The sequence below is a fragment of the Streptomyces sp. NPDC048191 genome, assembly GCF_040652655.1.
GTDB lineage: Bacteria > Actinomycetota > Actinomycetes > Streptomycetales > Streptomycetaceae > Streptomyces.
The window spans coordinates 72,829-88,673 of record NZ_JBEZMO010000010.1 but is presented as its reverse complement, the minus strand read 5'-3'; the positions used below and the strand labels follow the sequence as shown (position 1 = coordinate 88,673).

Genomic DNA, 15,845 nt, shown 5'->3' with positions numbered 1-15,845 from the left:
GTACCGGGGCGCACGTCTGGAGGCGCCCGCCCTCACACCACCCCGCCACGGGCGGGACACACACCGGACAGCAGTGACTCGCGCCCGGCGGCCCCGCGGATCAGGACGGCGTCCGGGCCGCTGCCAGGAGGCGGGAGACGTCGTCGGCGCGGATCGTCAGGGCCGCGCCGACCGTGGCGAGGGCGTCGTGTTCGGCCGGGGTGTAGGGGCCGTCGGCGAGCGCGATGCGGGCGGCCTGGAGGAGGAGGGACTCGCGGCCGGCGGGGGCGAGGTGCGGGGCGAGCGGGTCCAGGGCCTCGTGCAGCTCTATGGTCAGGCTCGTGCCGCACTCGGCGCCGAGGACCCGGCCGGTGTCGGCGGCGAGCGCGTCGACCAGAGCGGCCAGTTGTTCCTCGGTGCAGCCGTCGAAGCCGGCCGCGCGCACGGCGCCGGCGGCGGTCTCCAGGACCGTACGGGAGGAGGTGCCGCCCGCGGCGAGCACGGCGAGGGCGACGGTGTGCACGGCGTCGCGGAGCATCGCGGAGAAGCGGCGGGTGGTGGGGTGGTCCAGGACGTCGGTGCCGTAGTGGTGGCGGCAGGAGGCGCACTCCACGACCGGTCCGGCCGTTCCGCGCGACAACAGTGGCACCCCGAGCAGGGTGAGCCGTCGGCGGCCGGTGAGCCGCTGGTAGTTGCGGTCGCCTCCGCAACCGGGGCAGTAGAACTCCCCGTCCCCGACGGGTGTCCATGCGGTACGCGCACCCAGGAAGCGCAGGGCCCGGCCGTCTCGTCCCCGTACTGGCAGCACGTCGCACCTCCGTAACCGCGCGGCAACATCGCCGCATTGGCGTGATGTTAGCCACATCACCAAGGCTGAGTCAGTACCTCGTAAGAGACCTTTCCGTGACCTCGGGCGTTCGATGGCCGAGAAACGACGCCGCCCTGGCCGCCGTACGCAGCGGCCAGGGCGGCGAAATGCCCGGTCAGAGAGGTCAGCGGGTCGCGCGGTTCACCGCGGAGACGACCGCCTTCAGCGACGCACGCGTCGTGTTCGCGTCGATGCCGATCCCCCACAGGACCTTGCCGTCGATCGCGCATTCGATGTAGGAGGCGGCCTGCGCGGAGGCGCCCTCGCTCATCGTGTGCTCCTGGTAGTCCAGCAGGCGTACGTCGATGCCGATGGACTGCAGGGCGTCGAAGAAGGCCGAGATCGGCCCGTTGCCGGTACCGGTCAGGACCGTGTCCTCGCCGTCGACCGTCGCCTCGACCGTGAGGCTGTCGACGCCGTCGGTGTCCGTCGTCGACTGACCCGTCCTGACCTGGATGCGGCCCCACGGGTTGTCCGGGTTCGGCAGGTACTCGTCCTGGAAGACCGCCCAGATCTCCTTCGGCGTGATCTCGCCGCCCTCGGCGTCCGTCTTCGCCTGGATGAGCTTGGAGAACTCGATCTGCATCCGGCGCGGCAGGTCCAGCTTGTGGTCGTTCTTCAGGACGTAGGAGACACCGCCCTTGCCGGACTGCGAGTTGACGCGGATGACGGCCTCGTAGGAGCGGCCGACGTCCTTCGGGTCGATCGGCAGGTACGGCACCGCCCACTCGATGTCGTCGACCGTGACGCCCTTGGCCTTCGCGTCGGCCTCCATGGCGTCGAAGCCCTTCTTGATGGCGTCCTGGTGGGAGCCGGAGAAGGACGTGTAGACCAGGTCGCCCACGTACGGGTGGCGCGGGTGGACCTCCATCTGGTTGCAGTACTCCCACGTACGACGGATCTCGTCGATGTCGGAGAAGTCGATCTGCGGGTCGACGCCCTGGGAGAACAGGTTCATGCCCAGGGTGACCAGGTCGACGTTGCCGGTGCGCTCGCCCTGCCCGAACAGACAGCCCTCGACGCGGTCGGCGCCGGCCATCAGGGCCAGCTCGGCCGCGGCCACGGCCGTACCGCGGTCGTTGTGCGGGTGGACGGAGATGCAGACGTGCTCGCGGCGGGAGAGGTTGCGGCTCATCCACTCGAAGCGGTCCGCGTGCGTGGACGGGGTCGAACGCTCCACGGTGGCGGGCAGGTTGAGGATGATCTCGCGGCCGGGGCCCGGCTGGTAGACGTCCATGACCGCCTCGCAGACCTCCAGCGCGAAGTCCAGCTCGGTGTCGGTGAAGATCTCGGGGCTGTACTGGTAGCCGAACTCGGTCTCGGGGCCCAGCAGCTTCTCGGCGTACTCCATCACCAGGCGGGTGCCGTCCACCGCGATCTGCTTGATGTCGTCCTTGGAGCCGCGGAAGACCACCCGGCGGAACACGGGAGCCGTCGCGTTGTACAGGTGGACCGTGGCGCGCTTGGCGCCCTTCAGGGACTCCACGGTCCGCTCGATCAGGTCCTCGCGGGCCTGGGTCAGCACGGAGATCGTGACGTCGTCCGGGATCGCGCCCTCTTCCTCGATGATCGAGCGCACGAAGTCGAAGTCGGTCTGGCCCGAGGCGGGGAAGCCGACCTCGATCTCCTTGTAGCCCATCTTGACCAGCTGGTCGAACATCCGGCGCTTGCGCTCGGGCGACATCGGGTCGATCAGTGCCTGGTTGCCGTCGCGCAGGTCGGTGGAGAGCCAGCGGGGGGCGGCGGTGATCCGCTGGTCCGGCCAGGTGCGGTCCGGGATGTCCACCTGCTCGTAGCGGCCGTACTTGTGGATCGGCATGGAACTGGGCTGCTGGCGGTTGGCCATGAGGGCGTGGGCTCCTTGGGGTGTCCGGAGATCCGGATGTCCGGGTGGACGGCCGACGACACAACGCCAAAGCTCCGCGGGGAGGGAGTCGGCCTCGTGACTACAGGCCCTCGCCGCGGCAGCTAAGAAGAAGCAGCCCGAAACGCATGATGCGTCGCAGCCTAGCCGAGCCGCCCCGGACGCGGGGACGCGTTCCAGTATGCGGGACCGTGGGAGCAAAAGGGACAAAAAGTGCGCCGTACCACATCGTCACGGAGCGTGGCGTTCCCTGTCCCGGTATTTCACCAATCATGGTGGCCCCTAGTGACACCGGCATCACGGAGTGCAATGGTGCGGGGCATGACGACCAACGGGGGCTTCGAGCCCGTCTTCTGCACGATCGTGCCGCCGCACGTCCTCGACAAGCTCGCCCGCGCCGAGGACCCCGCGCTCTCCGGCCCGGCCCGCCGGTCCCTGGAACACGACGCCCTCCAGCGCACCAAGCGCCGTCTGACCACGGTGATCGGCGCGCCCTCCGTCGCCGCTCCGGCAGGCGCCGCCGCCGACCAGCCGCACCGCACGATCTACGACGCCCACCACACCCAGGACCTGCCCGGCACACAGGTCCGCGCGGAGGGCGCCGACCCGGTCTCCGACGCCACCGTCAACCGCGCCTACGCGGGTCTCGGCGCCACCTTCGAGCTGTACCTGAAGGCGTACGGCCGGCACTCCATCGACGACAACGGGCTGCCGCTGGACGCCACCGTGCACTACGACCAGAACTACGACAACGCCTTCTGGAACGGCGAGCAGATGGTGTTCGGCGACGGCGACGGCGAGATCTTCCTCGACTTCACCATCCCGGTCGACGTCATCGGCCACGAGCTCACCCACGGCGTCACCCAGCACACCGCGAACCTGGAGTACTTCGGGCAGTCCGGCGCGCTGAACGAGTCGGTCTCCGATGTCTTCGGCTCGCTGATCAAGCAGTACACGCTCGGCCAGACCGCCGCCGAGGCCGACTGGCTGATCGGCGCGGGCCTCCTCGCCCCCCACGTCCACGGCACCGCGCTGCGCTCGATGAAGGCGCCGGGAACGGCGTACGACGACCCGAACCTCGGCAAGGACCCGCAGCCGGCGTCCATGGACCACTACGTCCGCACCGGCCGCGACAACGGCGGCGTGCACATCAACTCGGGCATCCCGAACCACGCCTTCTACCTGGTGGCGACGGCCATCGGCGGGAACTCCTGGGAGAAGGCCGGGCAGATCTGGTACGACGTGCTGACCGGGGGCGCGCTGAAGTCGGACGCGCTGTTCGCCGACTTCGCCACGCTGACGGTGAAGGCGGCACGGGAGCGGTACGGCGCCGGCGACGAGCCCCAGGCCGTGCAGAAGGCATGGGAACAGGTCGGGGTGCGGACGCTGTAGTTCCGTACTAGACAGTCCCCATGCGTATCCAAGTACGGCGCACGGGCGGTTTCGCGGGCATCGAGCGCCGGGCCGAGGTGGACACCTCGGGCCGGCCCGACGCCTCCACGTGGCACGCCCTGGCCGAACGCGTCCTCGCGTCCGGCCAGGGCACCCCGCCCGTCGGCGTCCCGGACGGCTTCCGGTACGAGATCACCGTGGACGGCCGCACGGTGTACGCGGCCGACCCCCGGCTGACCGAGGAACAGCGGGAGTTGGTGTCCCGGGTGCTGAAGGAGGGGGCCTAGCGGCCGTCCCGGACGGGCGACCGGGACCCTTTCACGGCCGGATCGTGGCGCGCCCCACGCTCATGCAGGTGTAACCGAGCTGCCCCAGGGTGTAAGGGTCGAGCAGATTGCGTCCGTCGAAGAGGACGGGGGTGCACATGAGGCTTCGGGCCGCTGCCCAGTCGGTGTCGAGCAGGTCGCGCCATTCCGTGACGATGACGGCGGCGTCGGCGCCGGTGAGGGCTTCAAGAACGCTGGGCCGGCGCTCGGCCTGGTTCCAGGGTGCGGTGTCGGCCGGCCGGGCCATCGGGTCCCAGCAGGTGAGCGTGGCCCCCTCGGCGAGGAGGCGGGACGCGAGGACCGTGCTGGGGGCTTCTCGCATGTCGTCGGTGCCCGGCTTGAAGGTCATGCCGAGCAGGGCCACACGCTTGTCGCGCAGGGTTCCGAGTTCGGTCTTCAAGCGCTGGACGGCGCGGCGGGGCTGGAGGTCGTTGACCTCGATGACGGCGTTGAGGAGCTGGAAGGAGTAGCCGGAGTTGCTGGCCATGGCGCGCAGGGCGCGGGAGTCCTTGGGGAAGCAGGAGCCCCCGTACCCGAGACCGGCGTTGAGGAAGTGGCGGCCCAGGCGATGGTCCAGGCCGACGGCGTCGGCGACTCGCGTGACGTCGGCTCCCGTCGCCTCGCAGACCGTGGCGATCTCGTTGATGAATGTGATCTTCGTGGCCAGCAGGGCGTTGGAGGCGAGCTTGACCATCTCGGCAGAGGCGACGTCCATCGTCTGCACAGGCCCGTCGATGCCGATGTGCAGGCCGGCGACCAGCTCGGCGGTGCCGGGATCGTCGGCGCCGATGACGATGCGGTCCGGTCGGAGGAAGTCGGTGACGGCCCGGCCTTCCGCGGTGAACTCGGGGTTCGAGGCGTAGCCCACGTGCGGCAGGCCCGCGTTGTCCAGTGCGGTGCGGATGCGGGCTCCGGTGCCGACGGGAACGGTGGACTTCACCACCACCGCCGCCAGATGGGTGGCGCCGCGAAGGCTGTCGATGACGGACCAGACGCGGGACAGGTCGGCGTCGCCCGAAGCGGTAGGAGGCGTGTCGACGCAGATGTACGCGACGTGCGCGTCGCGGACCGCTTCCTCCGCGTCCAGGGTGTACGTCAGCGACTCCTTGTTGTCGGCGAGCAGTTCGCCGAGGCCGGGCTCGTAGATGGGCACGTCCCCGGCCTGCAGCAGCCGTACACGTTCGGGCTGGATGTCGCGAACGGTGACGCGGTGCCCCAGACGGGCGAGGCAGGCGGCGGTGACCAGGCCGATGTAACCGGCGCCGAAGACGGCGATGTTGCGGGCGCTGCCCTGCATGATCAGGCTCCAGAACAGTAAGAGGGCGGTACGGCTGAGGCGGGGAGGCCGGACGTCTCGGACACGTGGCGATGGAGCTTACGGATACTCACATCGCCGTTACCTGCGGGCTTGTCTCCGCGTGATCTCCCCGTGACCAAGTACCACTTTCAATTACTTACATGCTATACACATCTCTTACAGGATCTTCACACCTCCTGCACTGATGTTCTCTCGTCTCCTTGGGGGGAGTTATGTCCGGACACGGTCAGCTTGCGCAGACTGGTATGCCCGCCCTCGTCATCGGCGGCATCACCTATCCATTGGGGGGCTGGATGGTCGCCGCCGCCGTCGCCGTGGTGGTCGGCGCCATCCTCGTGGTGCGCGTCCGCTATCGCCGCGACCTGGCGGCCGGTCAGGGCGCCGTCGGGCAGGGAGGCGCGATGCAGAATCGTTCCTCTCGTCGCGACCGGTGAGCGCTCGCCACACCACGGAACCGGTGCTGTCGGCCCATCAGCACCGGTCCGCAACGATCCTGATGGGGATCGTCGTCATGCTCGCGGCCGCCGCCTGGGCGGGTTACCACGCGCTCGGCACGTTCGCGCGCGACGGCCGGAGCCAGAATCGGCTGACCGTCGTATGGGTGTCGCTGTTCCTGATCTTCCTGTTGCAGACGTTCATGTATCACCTCGAGCGTCCGCGCAAGCTCAGCCCGCGTATCGCCCGGCAGCTGGATGCCCTGCACGTGGCCATTCTGGTGCCGGTCTACAACGAGGACCCAGGTTACCTCCGGCTGGGCCTCGAGTCCTTCCTGCGCCAGACCCGCAGGCCCGACTCCGTGCACATCGTCGACGACGGCTCCACCAACACCGACTACGCCGATGTCCGCCTCTGGTGGGAGCGGGCCGCACAGCACGCCGGTATCGCCACCACCTGGCAGCGCGTGCCGAACGGCGGGAAGCGCCACGCCCAGGCGCACGCCGTCCGGGTCAGCCCCGAAGCCGACATCTACATCACCTGCGACAGCGACAGTTGCTTCGCGCCCGCCGCTCTGGAGCAAGTCCTCGTCCCCTTCTCCAGGCCGCGGGTCCAGTCGGTGGCAGGCATCGTCATCGCGACCAACAACCGCGCGAACTGGCTCGTACGCATCACCGACCTGTGGTTCGTCGTCTGCCAACTCGTCGACCGTTCCGGTCAGTCCGCGGTCGGCGCCGTCATGGTCAACTCCGGTCCGCTGGCGGCCTACCGGGCGGACATCATCCGCGACAACCTGGACGGCTACCTGAACGAGACGTTCATGGGGCGGCCCGTGAACTTCTCCGACGACAGCATGCTCACCCTCTACGCCCAGGAACGTGGACTGACCGTCCAGCAACCCTCGGCCATCTGTTTCACCGCCATGCCGGAGAAGTGGTCCCACTTCAACCGCATGTACCTGCGGTGGATGCGCGGCTCCACCATCCGTTCCATCTGGCGCATGCGCTACCTCACCCCCGGTCGCCCAGCGTTCTGGCTGCACACCATGCGCTGGATCCAGATGGTCCTCACCCAGATGGTCACCCTCTGGATGCTCGTCGTCGAGCCGCTCGCCTACGGCAACCTGCCGCCCAGAAGCATGCTGGTCGTGCCGTTCCTCATCGGCTGGGCCCAGGGGCTGCGTTACCTCAGCATCATCAGGTCCGACGAGCGCATCCGTTCCCGCGCCCTGACCTGGCTCGCCATGCCTGCCGCCATCGTCCTGGCCTGGACCGTCCTGCGCTGGCTGCGCTGGTACGGCATCCTCACCTGTGCCAAGACCGGATGGGGGACCCGGCAGAACGGCGCCGAGGTCACCCTCGCCGACGCCGTGCCGACCGGCTCGGCGTGACCTCGTCGTCCCAAAGGGCCGCCTGACGCCCGTCCCACGCGGGACGGGCGTCCCGGCGTACTGACCGAAGCGACGGCGCGGGCGCCGGTCGAACCTCCCCTCAACCGACCATTGACTTCGGTTACCGCGGGTAAGGATGATCCGGCCATGGCGACTGACACAGGCGAGCAGATGCCCCGCTTCCCGGACGACTTCGTGTGGGGTGTCTCGACCTCGGCCCACCAGATCGAAGGGGCCGCCGGGGAGCGCGAGCAATCCGTGTGGGACGTGTTCACGGCCGAACCGGGGCGGGTGAAGGACGGTTCGACGGCGGCGGTGGCCTGTGACCACTACCACCGCTACCAGGAGGACGTCGCCCTCCTGGCCGGCCTCGGCGTGGACGCCTACCGCTTCTCCGTCTCCTGGCCCCGTGTCAACTCCCCCGGCGGCCTGGACTTCTACGACCGCCTGGTGGACGAGCTCTGCGCGGCGGGCGTACGGCCCGTGCCCACCCTCTTCCACTGGGACCTGCCGGCCTCGCTCGACTGGCTCCAGCGAGACACCGCGGCCCGGTTCGCCGACCACGTGTCCGTGGTGGCCGCGCGGCTCGGCGACCGCGTGACCAAGTGGATCACCCTCAACGAGCCCGCGGAGCACACCCTCCTCGGCCACGCCCTCGGCGCCCACGCCCCCGGCAGACAACTGCTCTTCGACGCGCTCCCGGTCGCCCACCACCAGCTCCTCGCCCACGGCCTCGCGGTACGGGCGCTGCGCGCCGCCGGTGCGACGGACGTCGGCATCGCCAACTCCCACGGCCCCACCTGGCCCGCCTCCGCCGAACCGGCGGACGTGGAGGCGGCCGGCTTCTACGACGTCCTGCTCAACCGCCTGTTCGCCGAGCCGGTCATCCTCGGCGCGTACCCGGAGGGGATGGGCGCGTTGATGCCGGGCGACGTGGAGGAGGACCTGAAGGTCATCGCCGAGCCCGTCGACTGGTACGGGATCAACTACTACGCGCCGACCCGGGTGGGAGCGCCCGGCGGCACCGACACCGAGTACGGCGGTCTCGCCCTGCCCGCCGAACTCCCCTTCTCCGTGCGGGAGATCGAGGGCCGTCCGGTCACCGACTTCGGCTGGCCGATCGTCCCGGAGGGCCTCACCGAGCTGCTGTGCGGCTTCCGCGAGACGTACGGCGACAAGCTCCCGCCGATCGTCATCACCGAGAACGGCTGCTCCTACGAGGGCCTCGACGACCAGGACCGCATCGCCTATCTGGACGCCCACCTCCGCGCCCTGCACACCGCGCTGGAGGCCGGCGTGGACGTGCGCGGCTACTTCGTGTGGTCCCTCATGGACAACTTCGAGTGGGCCGAGGGCTATCGGCGCCGCTTCGGTCTGGTGCACGTCGACTACGCCTCGCTGAAGCGCACCCCGAAGGCCTCCTACCACTGGTTCCGGGACATGCTCCGGGCCCAGGGATGACGGCGCGGGACGACGGTACGGAGCGCGTCACGGCCCGCGCCCCCGCCGCGCTGGCCGACCCCGTCGAACCGGTGGGCCGGGGCTGGACGGCGGCCCTCGCCCTGGCCAACGGGGCGATCTGGGTGGGCTGGTTCGGCCCGCTGCAGATCCTGCTCGCCTCCCAGGCGGGGGACTTCGCACCCGGTTCCGGGATGTCCAAGGAGGCGATGCTGGCCTGGGTGACCGGCGCCGGCGCGGTGGTCTCGCTGTTCGCCAACCCGTTCTTCGGCGCCCTGTCCGACCGTACGACGGCCCTTCCCGGCCGCCGTACGCCGTGGATCGTGGCCGGGTCGGCGGGCGGGGCGCTGTCCCTGCTGCTGCTCGCGCGGGCGGGCGGGGTGTGGTCCATGGCGGCGGGGTGGTGCCTGGTGCAGCTCACGCTGAACGCGGCGTTCGCGGCGGTGACGGCGGCCGTGCCGGACCGGGTGCCCCGGCTCCAACGGGGCGCGGTGGGCGGCTGGTTGGGGGCCGCGCAGATCCTGGGCGTCGTCGGCGGCACCGGCCTCGCCACCGTGGCGGGCGGGACCGGGGCCGGGTATGCGGCGTGCGCCGTGTTCACGGCGGTCGGCGTGCTGCCGTACGTCCTGCACTACGAGGATCTGCGGCTGCCCCCGGAGGACCGCCCGCCCTGGTCCTGGCGCGGCTTCCTGGCGGGCTTCTGGCTCAGCCCGCGCCGCCATCCCGACCTCGGCTGGGCCTGGCTGACCCGGTTCCTGATCAACCTCAGCAACTCCCTCGTCCTGCTGTACCTCCTCTACTACCTCCGCGACCGGCTCCACCGCCCCGACCCCGACCGGGGTGTGCTGGTCCTGACGGCCGTCAACAGCCTGACGCTGATGGCGACCGTCGTGGCGGGCGGCGTCTGGTCGGACCGGGTGGGCCGGCGCAAGCCGTTCGTCGTCTGGTCGGGCGTGCTGATGGCGGTGGCGACGGCGGCCCTGGCCGGCTGGCAGACCTGGCCCGGCGCGATCGTGGCGGCGGCCGTCCTCGGCGTCGGCTTCGGCGTGTTCACCTCCGTCGACTTCGCCCTGATGACGGACGTCCTGCCGAAGGCGCTGGACCGGGGCAAGGACCTCGGTGTGATCAACGTGGCCAACGCCCTCCCCCAGGTGGCCGCCCCCGCCCTGGCCGCCCCGATCGTGACGTACCTGGGCGGCTACCGGGTGCTGTACCTGGTGTCGGCGGTGATCGGGTTGGCGGGAGCGGTGCTGGTGAGGCGGATCCGGGGCGTCGAGTAGGACACGGGGCTCCCGCGTCCCACGGCGCGGACGATTGGCGCCCGCTCCCGTACGTCTCAGCCGCCACGCCGGGCCACGAGCTCCGGCCGGCCGGTGACCGGCACCGAACCGCCGCCGGGCACGGTCAGCCTCGTGCCGTCGAGCCGGCGGACGACGGCACCGCCCGTGCCCGCGGGCACGGAGGCGGTACCGGCCGCGGTCCAGACGATCACCGCCCGCCCGCCGGGGGCCGCGCCGCGCACCCCGGTGAACCGGCACTGCCAGACGGCGCCGGGCAGCCCGGCCGCGGCCCCACGGTCGCAGCCCGCGATCCGGGACCCGGCCAGCCAGCGCTGCAGCAGTTCGATCCCGCGGGCCGCCGCCGTCGGTGCCTGCCCTTCCGGCTGCAGCACGACGGGGACGCGCGTACCGCCCCAGTCGTAGAAGTAGAACCGGTCGACGTGCAACCGCCGCTCGTACAGTGCCACGAGGTAGGAGCGGACGGCGTAGTCGCGGGCCCGGTCGCCGTGCAGCTGTGGCTGGGTGCTGACGTCGTAGTCCGGCCCGGTGATCCACACCGGTTCGCCGACACCGGCGGTGTGGAGCGCCCGGCTCGCGTTCTCCACCTCGGCGTCCATCGCCTCCGGCACCTGCGCGGCGGGTGCCTGACGTACCTTCACCGCGGCCACGTCGCACTCCTGGTAGCCGCCGGACCGCGCGAAGTCCCGCAGGAACGCCGGGCCACCCGGGGTACGCAGCCGGCCCATGGCGGGGCACACCACCCGTGCGCCCGGGTCCACGGCGTGGATGATCCGGCCCGCCCGGCGCGCCATCTCCGCCATCGTGCGCGCCGAACCGGAGTAGAAGTGCCGGTCGGTGACGGTGTCCCACAGCTCGTACGCCTCCAGGCGACGCCGGTAGCGGGTCGCGAGGGCGCGCACGAAGGCGTCCCAGTCGGCCGGACGGTCCGGGGGCGCGGTGCGGGACTCGTCGGCGTACAGCGACTTGGGGCCGTCCGGGGCGGCCCAGGCGGGGGTGCCGCCGAGGGTCAGCAGGGCCGGACGGCCGGCCCGCCGGGCCCCGGCGACCAGCCGGTCCAGGGCGCTCCAGTCGTACCTTCCCCGGCGCGGCTCCAGGTCCGCCCACCGGGTGCCGCTGTCCCAGAGCCGCACCCTGCCCACCGTGAACCCGGGCATCGCCCCGGTGTTGCTGTTCACGGTGACCCCGAACTCCGCGGTGCCCACGGGCCAGGGAGCCCACGTCCAGGTGTCGCCGCCGTCGGCCGCCGTCGCCCCCGCGGACGGCGACCCCGCACCCGGCCCGCCCGTGTCGGCGAAGAGCACCCAGGCGAGCACCAGCGCGACCAGCCCCGCGGCCCCGTACCAGGACCAGCCCCGCGGGCGAAGGCGCCGCGGACGCGGTACCGGAACCGCGGCGCCGGGGCCGTCGCCGCGGGAGTCCGAGGAGGTGCCGTGGGCGTCCGAGGAGGTGCCGTGGGCGTCGGCCGCCGCGCCGGCCCAGCACACGGCCAGCTGCCGCAGTTCCTCGGCGTCGGCCCCGCAGGCCCGGGCGACGGCGGTCACCGTGCCGTAGTCGCGGGGGACGGATCTCCCCGTGCAGTACCGGTGCAGCGACGAACTGGTGGTGTACGACCGCCGGGCCAGCTCGGCGTAGCTCAGCCCGCTGCGTTCCTTCAGCGCGGACAGCATGACGGCCAACCGGCTCAAGTCCCCCGACTTGTCCATGACTTCCCCGTATGTCTCGCCCCGCCCGTCAGCATCCCACGGCGTCCGGGACGCGGGAAGGACGCCTCGGGCAGGCGGGGAGGGGAAGAACTAGAAGCCGAGCTTGCGCAGCTGCTTCGGGTCCCGCTGCCAGTCCTTGGCCACCTTGACGTGCAGGTCGAGGAAGACGGGGGTACCGAGCAGCGCCTCGATCTGCTTGCGTGACTTGATCCCGACCTCCTTCAGCCGCTTGCCCTTGGGCCCGATGATGATGCCCTTCTGGCTGGGGCGCTCGATGTAGACGTTGGCGTGGATGTCCAGCAGGGGACGGTCCGCCGGACGGTCCTCGCGCGGGAGCATCTCCTCCACGACCACGGCGATGGAGTGCGGCAGTTCGTCCCGGACCCCCTCCAGGGCGGCCTCGCGGATGAGCTCCGCGATCATGACCTGCTCGGGCTCGTCCGTGAGGTCGCCCTCGGGGTAGAGGGCCGGGCCCTCGGGCAGCAGCGGGATCAGGAGGTCGGCCAGGAGGTCGACCTGCTTGGCGCCGACCGCCGAGACCGGCACGATCTCCGCCCACTCGATGCCCAGGTCCTTGCCCAGCTGGTCGATGGCGATCAGCTGCTCGGCCAGGGTCTTGGAGTCGACCAGGTCGGTCTTGGTGACGACGGCGACCTTGGGGGTCTTGCGGATCCCGGCCAGTTCCTTGGCGATGAAGCGGTCGCCGGGACCGATCTTCTCGTTCGCCGGCAGGCAGAAGCCGATCACGTCGACCTCGGCCCACGTCGTCCGTACGACGTCGTTGAGCCGCTCACCGAGCAGCGTGCGCGGCTTGTGCAGTCCCGGCGTGTCCACCAGGATCAGCTGGGCGTCCGGCCGGTGCACGATCCCGCGGACCGTGTGCCGCGTCGTCTGCGGCTGGTTGGCGGTGATCGCCACCTTCTGCCCGACCAGAGCGTTCGTGAGGGTGGACTTGCCGGCGTTGGGGCGGCCCACGAAGCAGGCGAAGCCGGCGCGGTGGACGGACTCGGCCGACTCTTCGGATGACGGGGTACGAACGCTCATGCCGTTCATTGTCCCTGATCCACGGAGCCCGCCCGCACCGTGAGGTTCCGGTAACCCTCAGGCAATGAAACGTCACGGAAACACACCCGTACACGGACGGAAACGCACACCGGTGACCCTCTGACGAGCCCCCACACCGTTGGAGACGCCCGTGACCCTCGCCGCCGCGCACCTGAACACCGGCGACACCGCCTGGCTGCTCGCCGCCACCGCCCTCGTCCTGCTGATGACCCCGGGCCTGGCCCTGTTCTACGGCGGCATGGTCCGCACGAAGAGCGTCCTCAACATGCTGATGATGAGCTTCGTGTCGATCGCCCTGGTCACTGTGGTGTGGCTGGCGGCCGGCTACTCCCTCGCCTTCGGCGACGACATCGGCGGCGGTCTCCTCGGCGGGCTGCGGCACGCCGGTATGAGCGGGCTCGGGCCGGACAGCGTGCACGGCACGGTCCCCACCCTCCTCTTCGCCACCTTCCAGCTCACCTTCGCGATCATCACGGCCGCGCTGGTCAGCGGCGCCGTGGCCGACCGGACGAAATTCTCGGCGTGGCTGGTCTTCGTGCCGGTCTGGACGCTCCTCGTATACGTTCCGGTCGCCCACTGGGTGTGGGGCCCGGGTGGCTGGATCGCGGACGGGCTCGGCGCGCTCGACTTCGCCGGCGGTCTGCCCGTCGAGATCACCTCCGGCGCCTCCGGGCTCGCCCTGTGCCTGGTCCTCGGCCCGCGCCTCGGCTTCAAGAAGGACGCCATGCGGCCGCACAACCTGCCCATGGTGATCCTCGGCGCCGGTCTGCTCTGGTTCGGCTGGTTCGGCTTCAACGCGGGCAGCGCGCTCGGCGCGAACGGCCTCGCCGCGGCCGCCTTCCTCAACACCCTCGCCGCCGGCTGCACCGGCCTGCTCGGCTGGCTCTTCGTCGAGCAGAAGCGCGACGGCCACCCCACCACGCTGGGCGCCGCCTCCGGCGCCGTGGCCGGTCTCGTCGCGATCACGCCCTCCTGCGGCACGGTCTCCCTGCTCGGCGCGCTCGTCGTCGGCCTCGCCGCCGGTGTCGTCTGCTCCTACGCGGTGGGCTGGAAGTTCAAGCTGAACTACGACGACTCCCTGGACGTCGTCGGCGTCCACCTGGTCGGCGGGATCATCGGCACCCTGCTGATCGGCCTGTTCGCCGAGAAGGCGATGACCGGCGGCACGGAGGGCCTCTTCTACGGCGGCGGACTCGCCCCGCTCGGCAGGCAGCTGCTCGCCGTGGTGGTCGTCGCGCTGTACGCCTTCGCGGTGACGTACGGTCTCGGCAAACTGCTCGACAGGACGCTGGGCCTGCGCGCGAGCGAGGAGCAGGAGCACACCGGCCTGGACCTTACGGTGCACGCCGAGACGGCATACGATCACGGCGTCCTGGGCCACGGCGCCCCGGTCTCCCACTCCGTCCTCACCGCCACCAGCACGCAGAAGGTCGACACCCAGGCATGAAGCTCATCACCGCGATCGTCAAGCCGTACCGTCTGGACGCGGTCAAGACCGCCCTGCAGGAACTGGGTGTGCACGGTCTGACCGTGACCGAGGCGAGCGGCTACGGCCGGCAGCGCGGCCACACCGAGGTGTACCGGGGGGCCGAGTACCGGGTCGACCTGGTGCCGAAGGCGCGGATCGAGGTCGTGGTGGAGGACGCGGACGCCGAGCCCGTGATCGACGCGATCGTCAGGGCCGCGCAGACGGGGAAGATCGGGGACGGGAAGGTGTGGGCCGTACCCGTGGAGACGGTCGTACGCGTGCGGACCGGCGAACGCGGCCCCGACGCGCTCTGACCAGCAGTACCCCACTCGCCACGCCCGCGACGAACACCAGCGCCGCGACCAGCCAGGGCAGCGCGACGAAGGAGGCGCTCGCCGACTGCCGGGTGCCGGGCGCGCTCGCGGTCAGCGTCACGTCCGCCCGGTCCAGCTGGGGCGACCCGCGCCAGGTCTCGGTGAGCCGGACCCGCTGTCCCGGCAGCAGCTCGGACGGCACCCGGCTCAGCTCGCGGTCGAGCAGCGTACGGCCGAACAGCCCGCGCGCCTTCAGCTCGACCTTCGGGTCGAGGGTGACGTTGCCGGTGTTGCGCAGGGTGTAGGTGACGGTCGCCGTGCCGGTGCCGAGCCCCGGGATCAGGGGCTGGTGGTGGCTGATGTGCAGCTGCCCGACGGAGAGCGCGGGCAGCGTGGGCCCGCTGACCCGCAGATAGACCCGGGCGCCGACGGCCTGCCGCACCCCGAGCGCGAGCCGTCCGCTGCCGGGCGCGACCCTCCGCATGTCCAGGGCCACGATGGCGCCGGGGTGATCACCCGGTCCGGCCCCGTCCGGGACGTGCAGGGTGAAGGGCACGGTGACGGTTGTGTGCGCCGGGACGCTGATCCGGGACTTCGCGGGCTTCGCCCAGGCGCCGACCCCGCGCATCGGTTCCTGCAGCGTGCGTACGGCGAATCCGCCGTCCCGCGCGGTGTTGTAGGCGTCGGCCGCGTAGAGGCGGAAGGTGAGCGGCTTGCCGGTCTTGTTCTGGACGGCGACCTTGTCGGTGAGGGTCTGGCCGGGGTCGGCGGAGAGGTAGAAGTAGGGCCGGGCGGCGATCTTCGAGGCGACCGGGTAGACGGACCAGCTGCCGTTGTCGGCGGCGCGGGCCGGTGTGGCCGGCCATGCCAGCAGCAGGCCCAGGAGGAGGACGTACGGCTTGCGCATGGGTGCGGACCCCCACGGAGGAGAGACGAGGGAACGGGCGGGTGCGGACGCCCGCAC

Annotated in this window: 14 protein-coding genes; 8 read left to right on the top strand and 6 right to left on the bottom strand. The window is 71.1% G+C overall.

The window, feature by feature from the left end:
* Positions 1-100: 100 nt before the first annotated feature.
* Positions 101-787, bottom strand: coding sequence for a TerB family tellurite resistance protein (locus tag AB0D93_RS18625; protein ID WP_362120531.1), 687 nt, complete (start codon positions 785-787; stop codon positions 101-103).
* Between the two features lie 184 nt (positions 788-971).
* Positions 972-2,693, bottom strand: coding sequence for a 2-isopropylmalate synthase (gene leuA / locus AB0D93_RS18620; protein ID WP_362120529.1), 1,722 nt, complete (start codon positions 2,691-2,693; stop codon positions 972-974).
* 339 nt (positions 2,694-3,032) lie between these two features.
* Between leuA and AB0D93_RS18615 the strand changes: the two genes are divergently transcribed.
* Both AB0D93_RS18615 and AB0D93_RS18610 read left to right on the top strand, forming a co-directional pair.
* Entirely contained in the window at positions 3,033-4,103 is a 1,071-nt protein-coding gene (locus tag AB0D93_RS18615; RefSeq protein ID WP_362120527.1) for a M4 family metallopeptidase, read from the top strand.
* Positions 4,104-4,123: 20 nt separating this feature from the next.
* Positions 4,124-4,390, top strand: a complete 267-nt coding sequence (locus AB0D93_RS18610) for a protealysin inhibitor emfourin (protein ID WP_362120525.1) — start codon at positions 4,124-4,126, stop codon at positions 4,388-4,390.
* 31 nt (positions 4,391-4,421) lie between these two features.
* Here AB0D93_RS18610 and AB0D93_RS18605 read toward each other — a convergent pair whose 3' ends face one another.
* A complete protein-coding gene (locus AB0D93_RS18605; protein ID WP_362120523.1) occupies positions 4,422-5,726 on the bottom strand; it encodes a UDP-glucose/GDP-mannose dehydrogenase family protein in 1,305 nt (434 codons plus the stop codon).
* 266 nt (positions 5,727-5,992) lie between these two features.
* On the opposite strand from AB0D93_RS18605, the gene AB0D93_RS18600 reads away from it, so the two are divergent.
* The 4 genes from AB0D93_RS18600 to AB0D93_RS18585 all read left to right on the top strand — a co-directional run bounded on the left by AB0D93_RS18600 (position 5,993) and on the right by AB0D93_RS18585 (position 10,310).
* Positions 5,993-6,181, top strand: a complete 189-nt coding sequence (locus AB0D93_RS18600) for a hypothetical protein (RefSeq protein ID WP_362120521.1) — start codon at positions 5,993-5,995, stop codon at positions 6,179-6,181.
* Positions 6,178-7,572, top strand: coding sequence for a glycosyltransferase (locus AB0D93_RS18595; protein ID WP_362120519.1), 1,395 nt, complete (start codon positions 6,178-6,180; stop codon positions 7,570-7,572). The genes AB0D93_RS18600 and AB0D93_RS18595 overlap by 4 nt, the downstream gene beginning before the upstream one ends.
* Positions 7,573-7,719: 147 nt before the next feature.
* Positions 7,720-9,033: a GH1 family beta-glucosidase gene (locus AB0D93_RS18590; RefSeq protein WP_362120516.1), complete on the top strand. Its 1,314-nt coding sequence runs from the start codon at positions 7,720-7,722 to the stop codon at positions 9,031-9,033.
* Positions 9,030-10,310: an MFS transporter gene (locus tag AB0D93_RS18585; protein WP_362120514.1), complete on the top strand. Its 1,281-nt coding sequence runs from the start codon at positions 9,030-9,032 to the stop codon at positions 10,308-10,310. Before AB0D93_RS18590 ends, AB0D93_RS18585 begins: the two co-directional genes overlap by 4 nt.
* 56 nt (positions 10,311-10,366) lie before the next feature.
* Here the strand turns inward: AB0D93_RS18585 and AB0D93_RS18580 are convergent, their stop codons facing one another.
* Positions 10,367-12,034: a helix-turn-helix domain-containing protein gene (locus AB0D93_RS18580; protein ID WP_362120512.1), complete on the bottom strand. Its 1,668-nt coding sequence runs from the start codon at positions 12,032-12,034 to the stop codon at positions 10,367-10,369.
* Positions 12,035-12,124: 90 nt separating this feature from the next.
* On the bottom strand, positions 12,125-13,078 hold the full coding sequence (era, locus tag AB0D93_RS18575) for a GTPase Era (protein ID WP_362120510.1): 954 nt from the start codon (positions 13,076-13,078) through the stop codon (positions 12,125-12,127).
* A gap of 151 nt (positions 13,079-13,229) precedes the next feature.
* Here era and AB0D93_RS18570 point away from each other — a divergent pair, with 151 nt between their 5' ends.
* Both AB0D93_RS18570 and AB0D93_RS18565 read left to right on the top strand, forming a co-directional pair.
* A complete protein-coding gene (locus AB0D93_RS18570) occupies positions 13,230-14,546 on the top strand; it encodes an ammonium transporter (protein ID WP_362120507.1) in 1,317 nt (438 codons plus the stop codon).
* Positions 14,543-14,881, top strand: coding sequence for a P-II family nitrogen regulator (locus AB0D93_RS18565; protein WP_351203089.1), 339 nt, complete (start codon positions 14,543-14,545; stop codon positions 14,879-14,881). The genes AB0D93_RS18570 and AB0D93_RS18565 overlap by 4 nt, the downstream gene beginning before the upstream one ends.
* Here AB0D93_RS18565 and AB0D93_RS18560 read toward each other — a convergent pair.
* On the bottom strand, positions 14,775-15,788 hold the full coding sequence (locus AB0D93_RS18560) for a DUF916 domain-containing protein (RefSeq protein WP_362120504.1): 1,014 nt from the start codon (positions 15,786-15,788) through the stop codon (positions 14,775-14,777). The genes AB0D93_RS18565 and AB0D93_RS18560 overlap by 107 nt on opposite strands.
* Positions 15,789-15,845 lie beyond the last annotated feature (57 nt).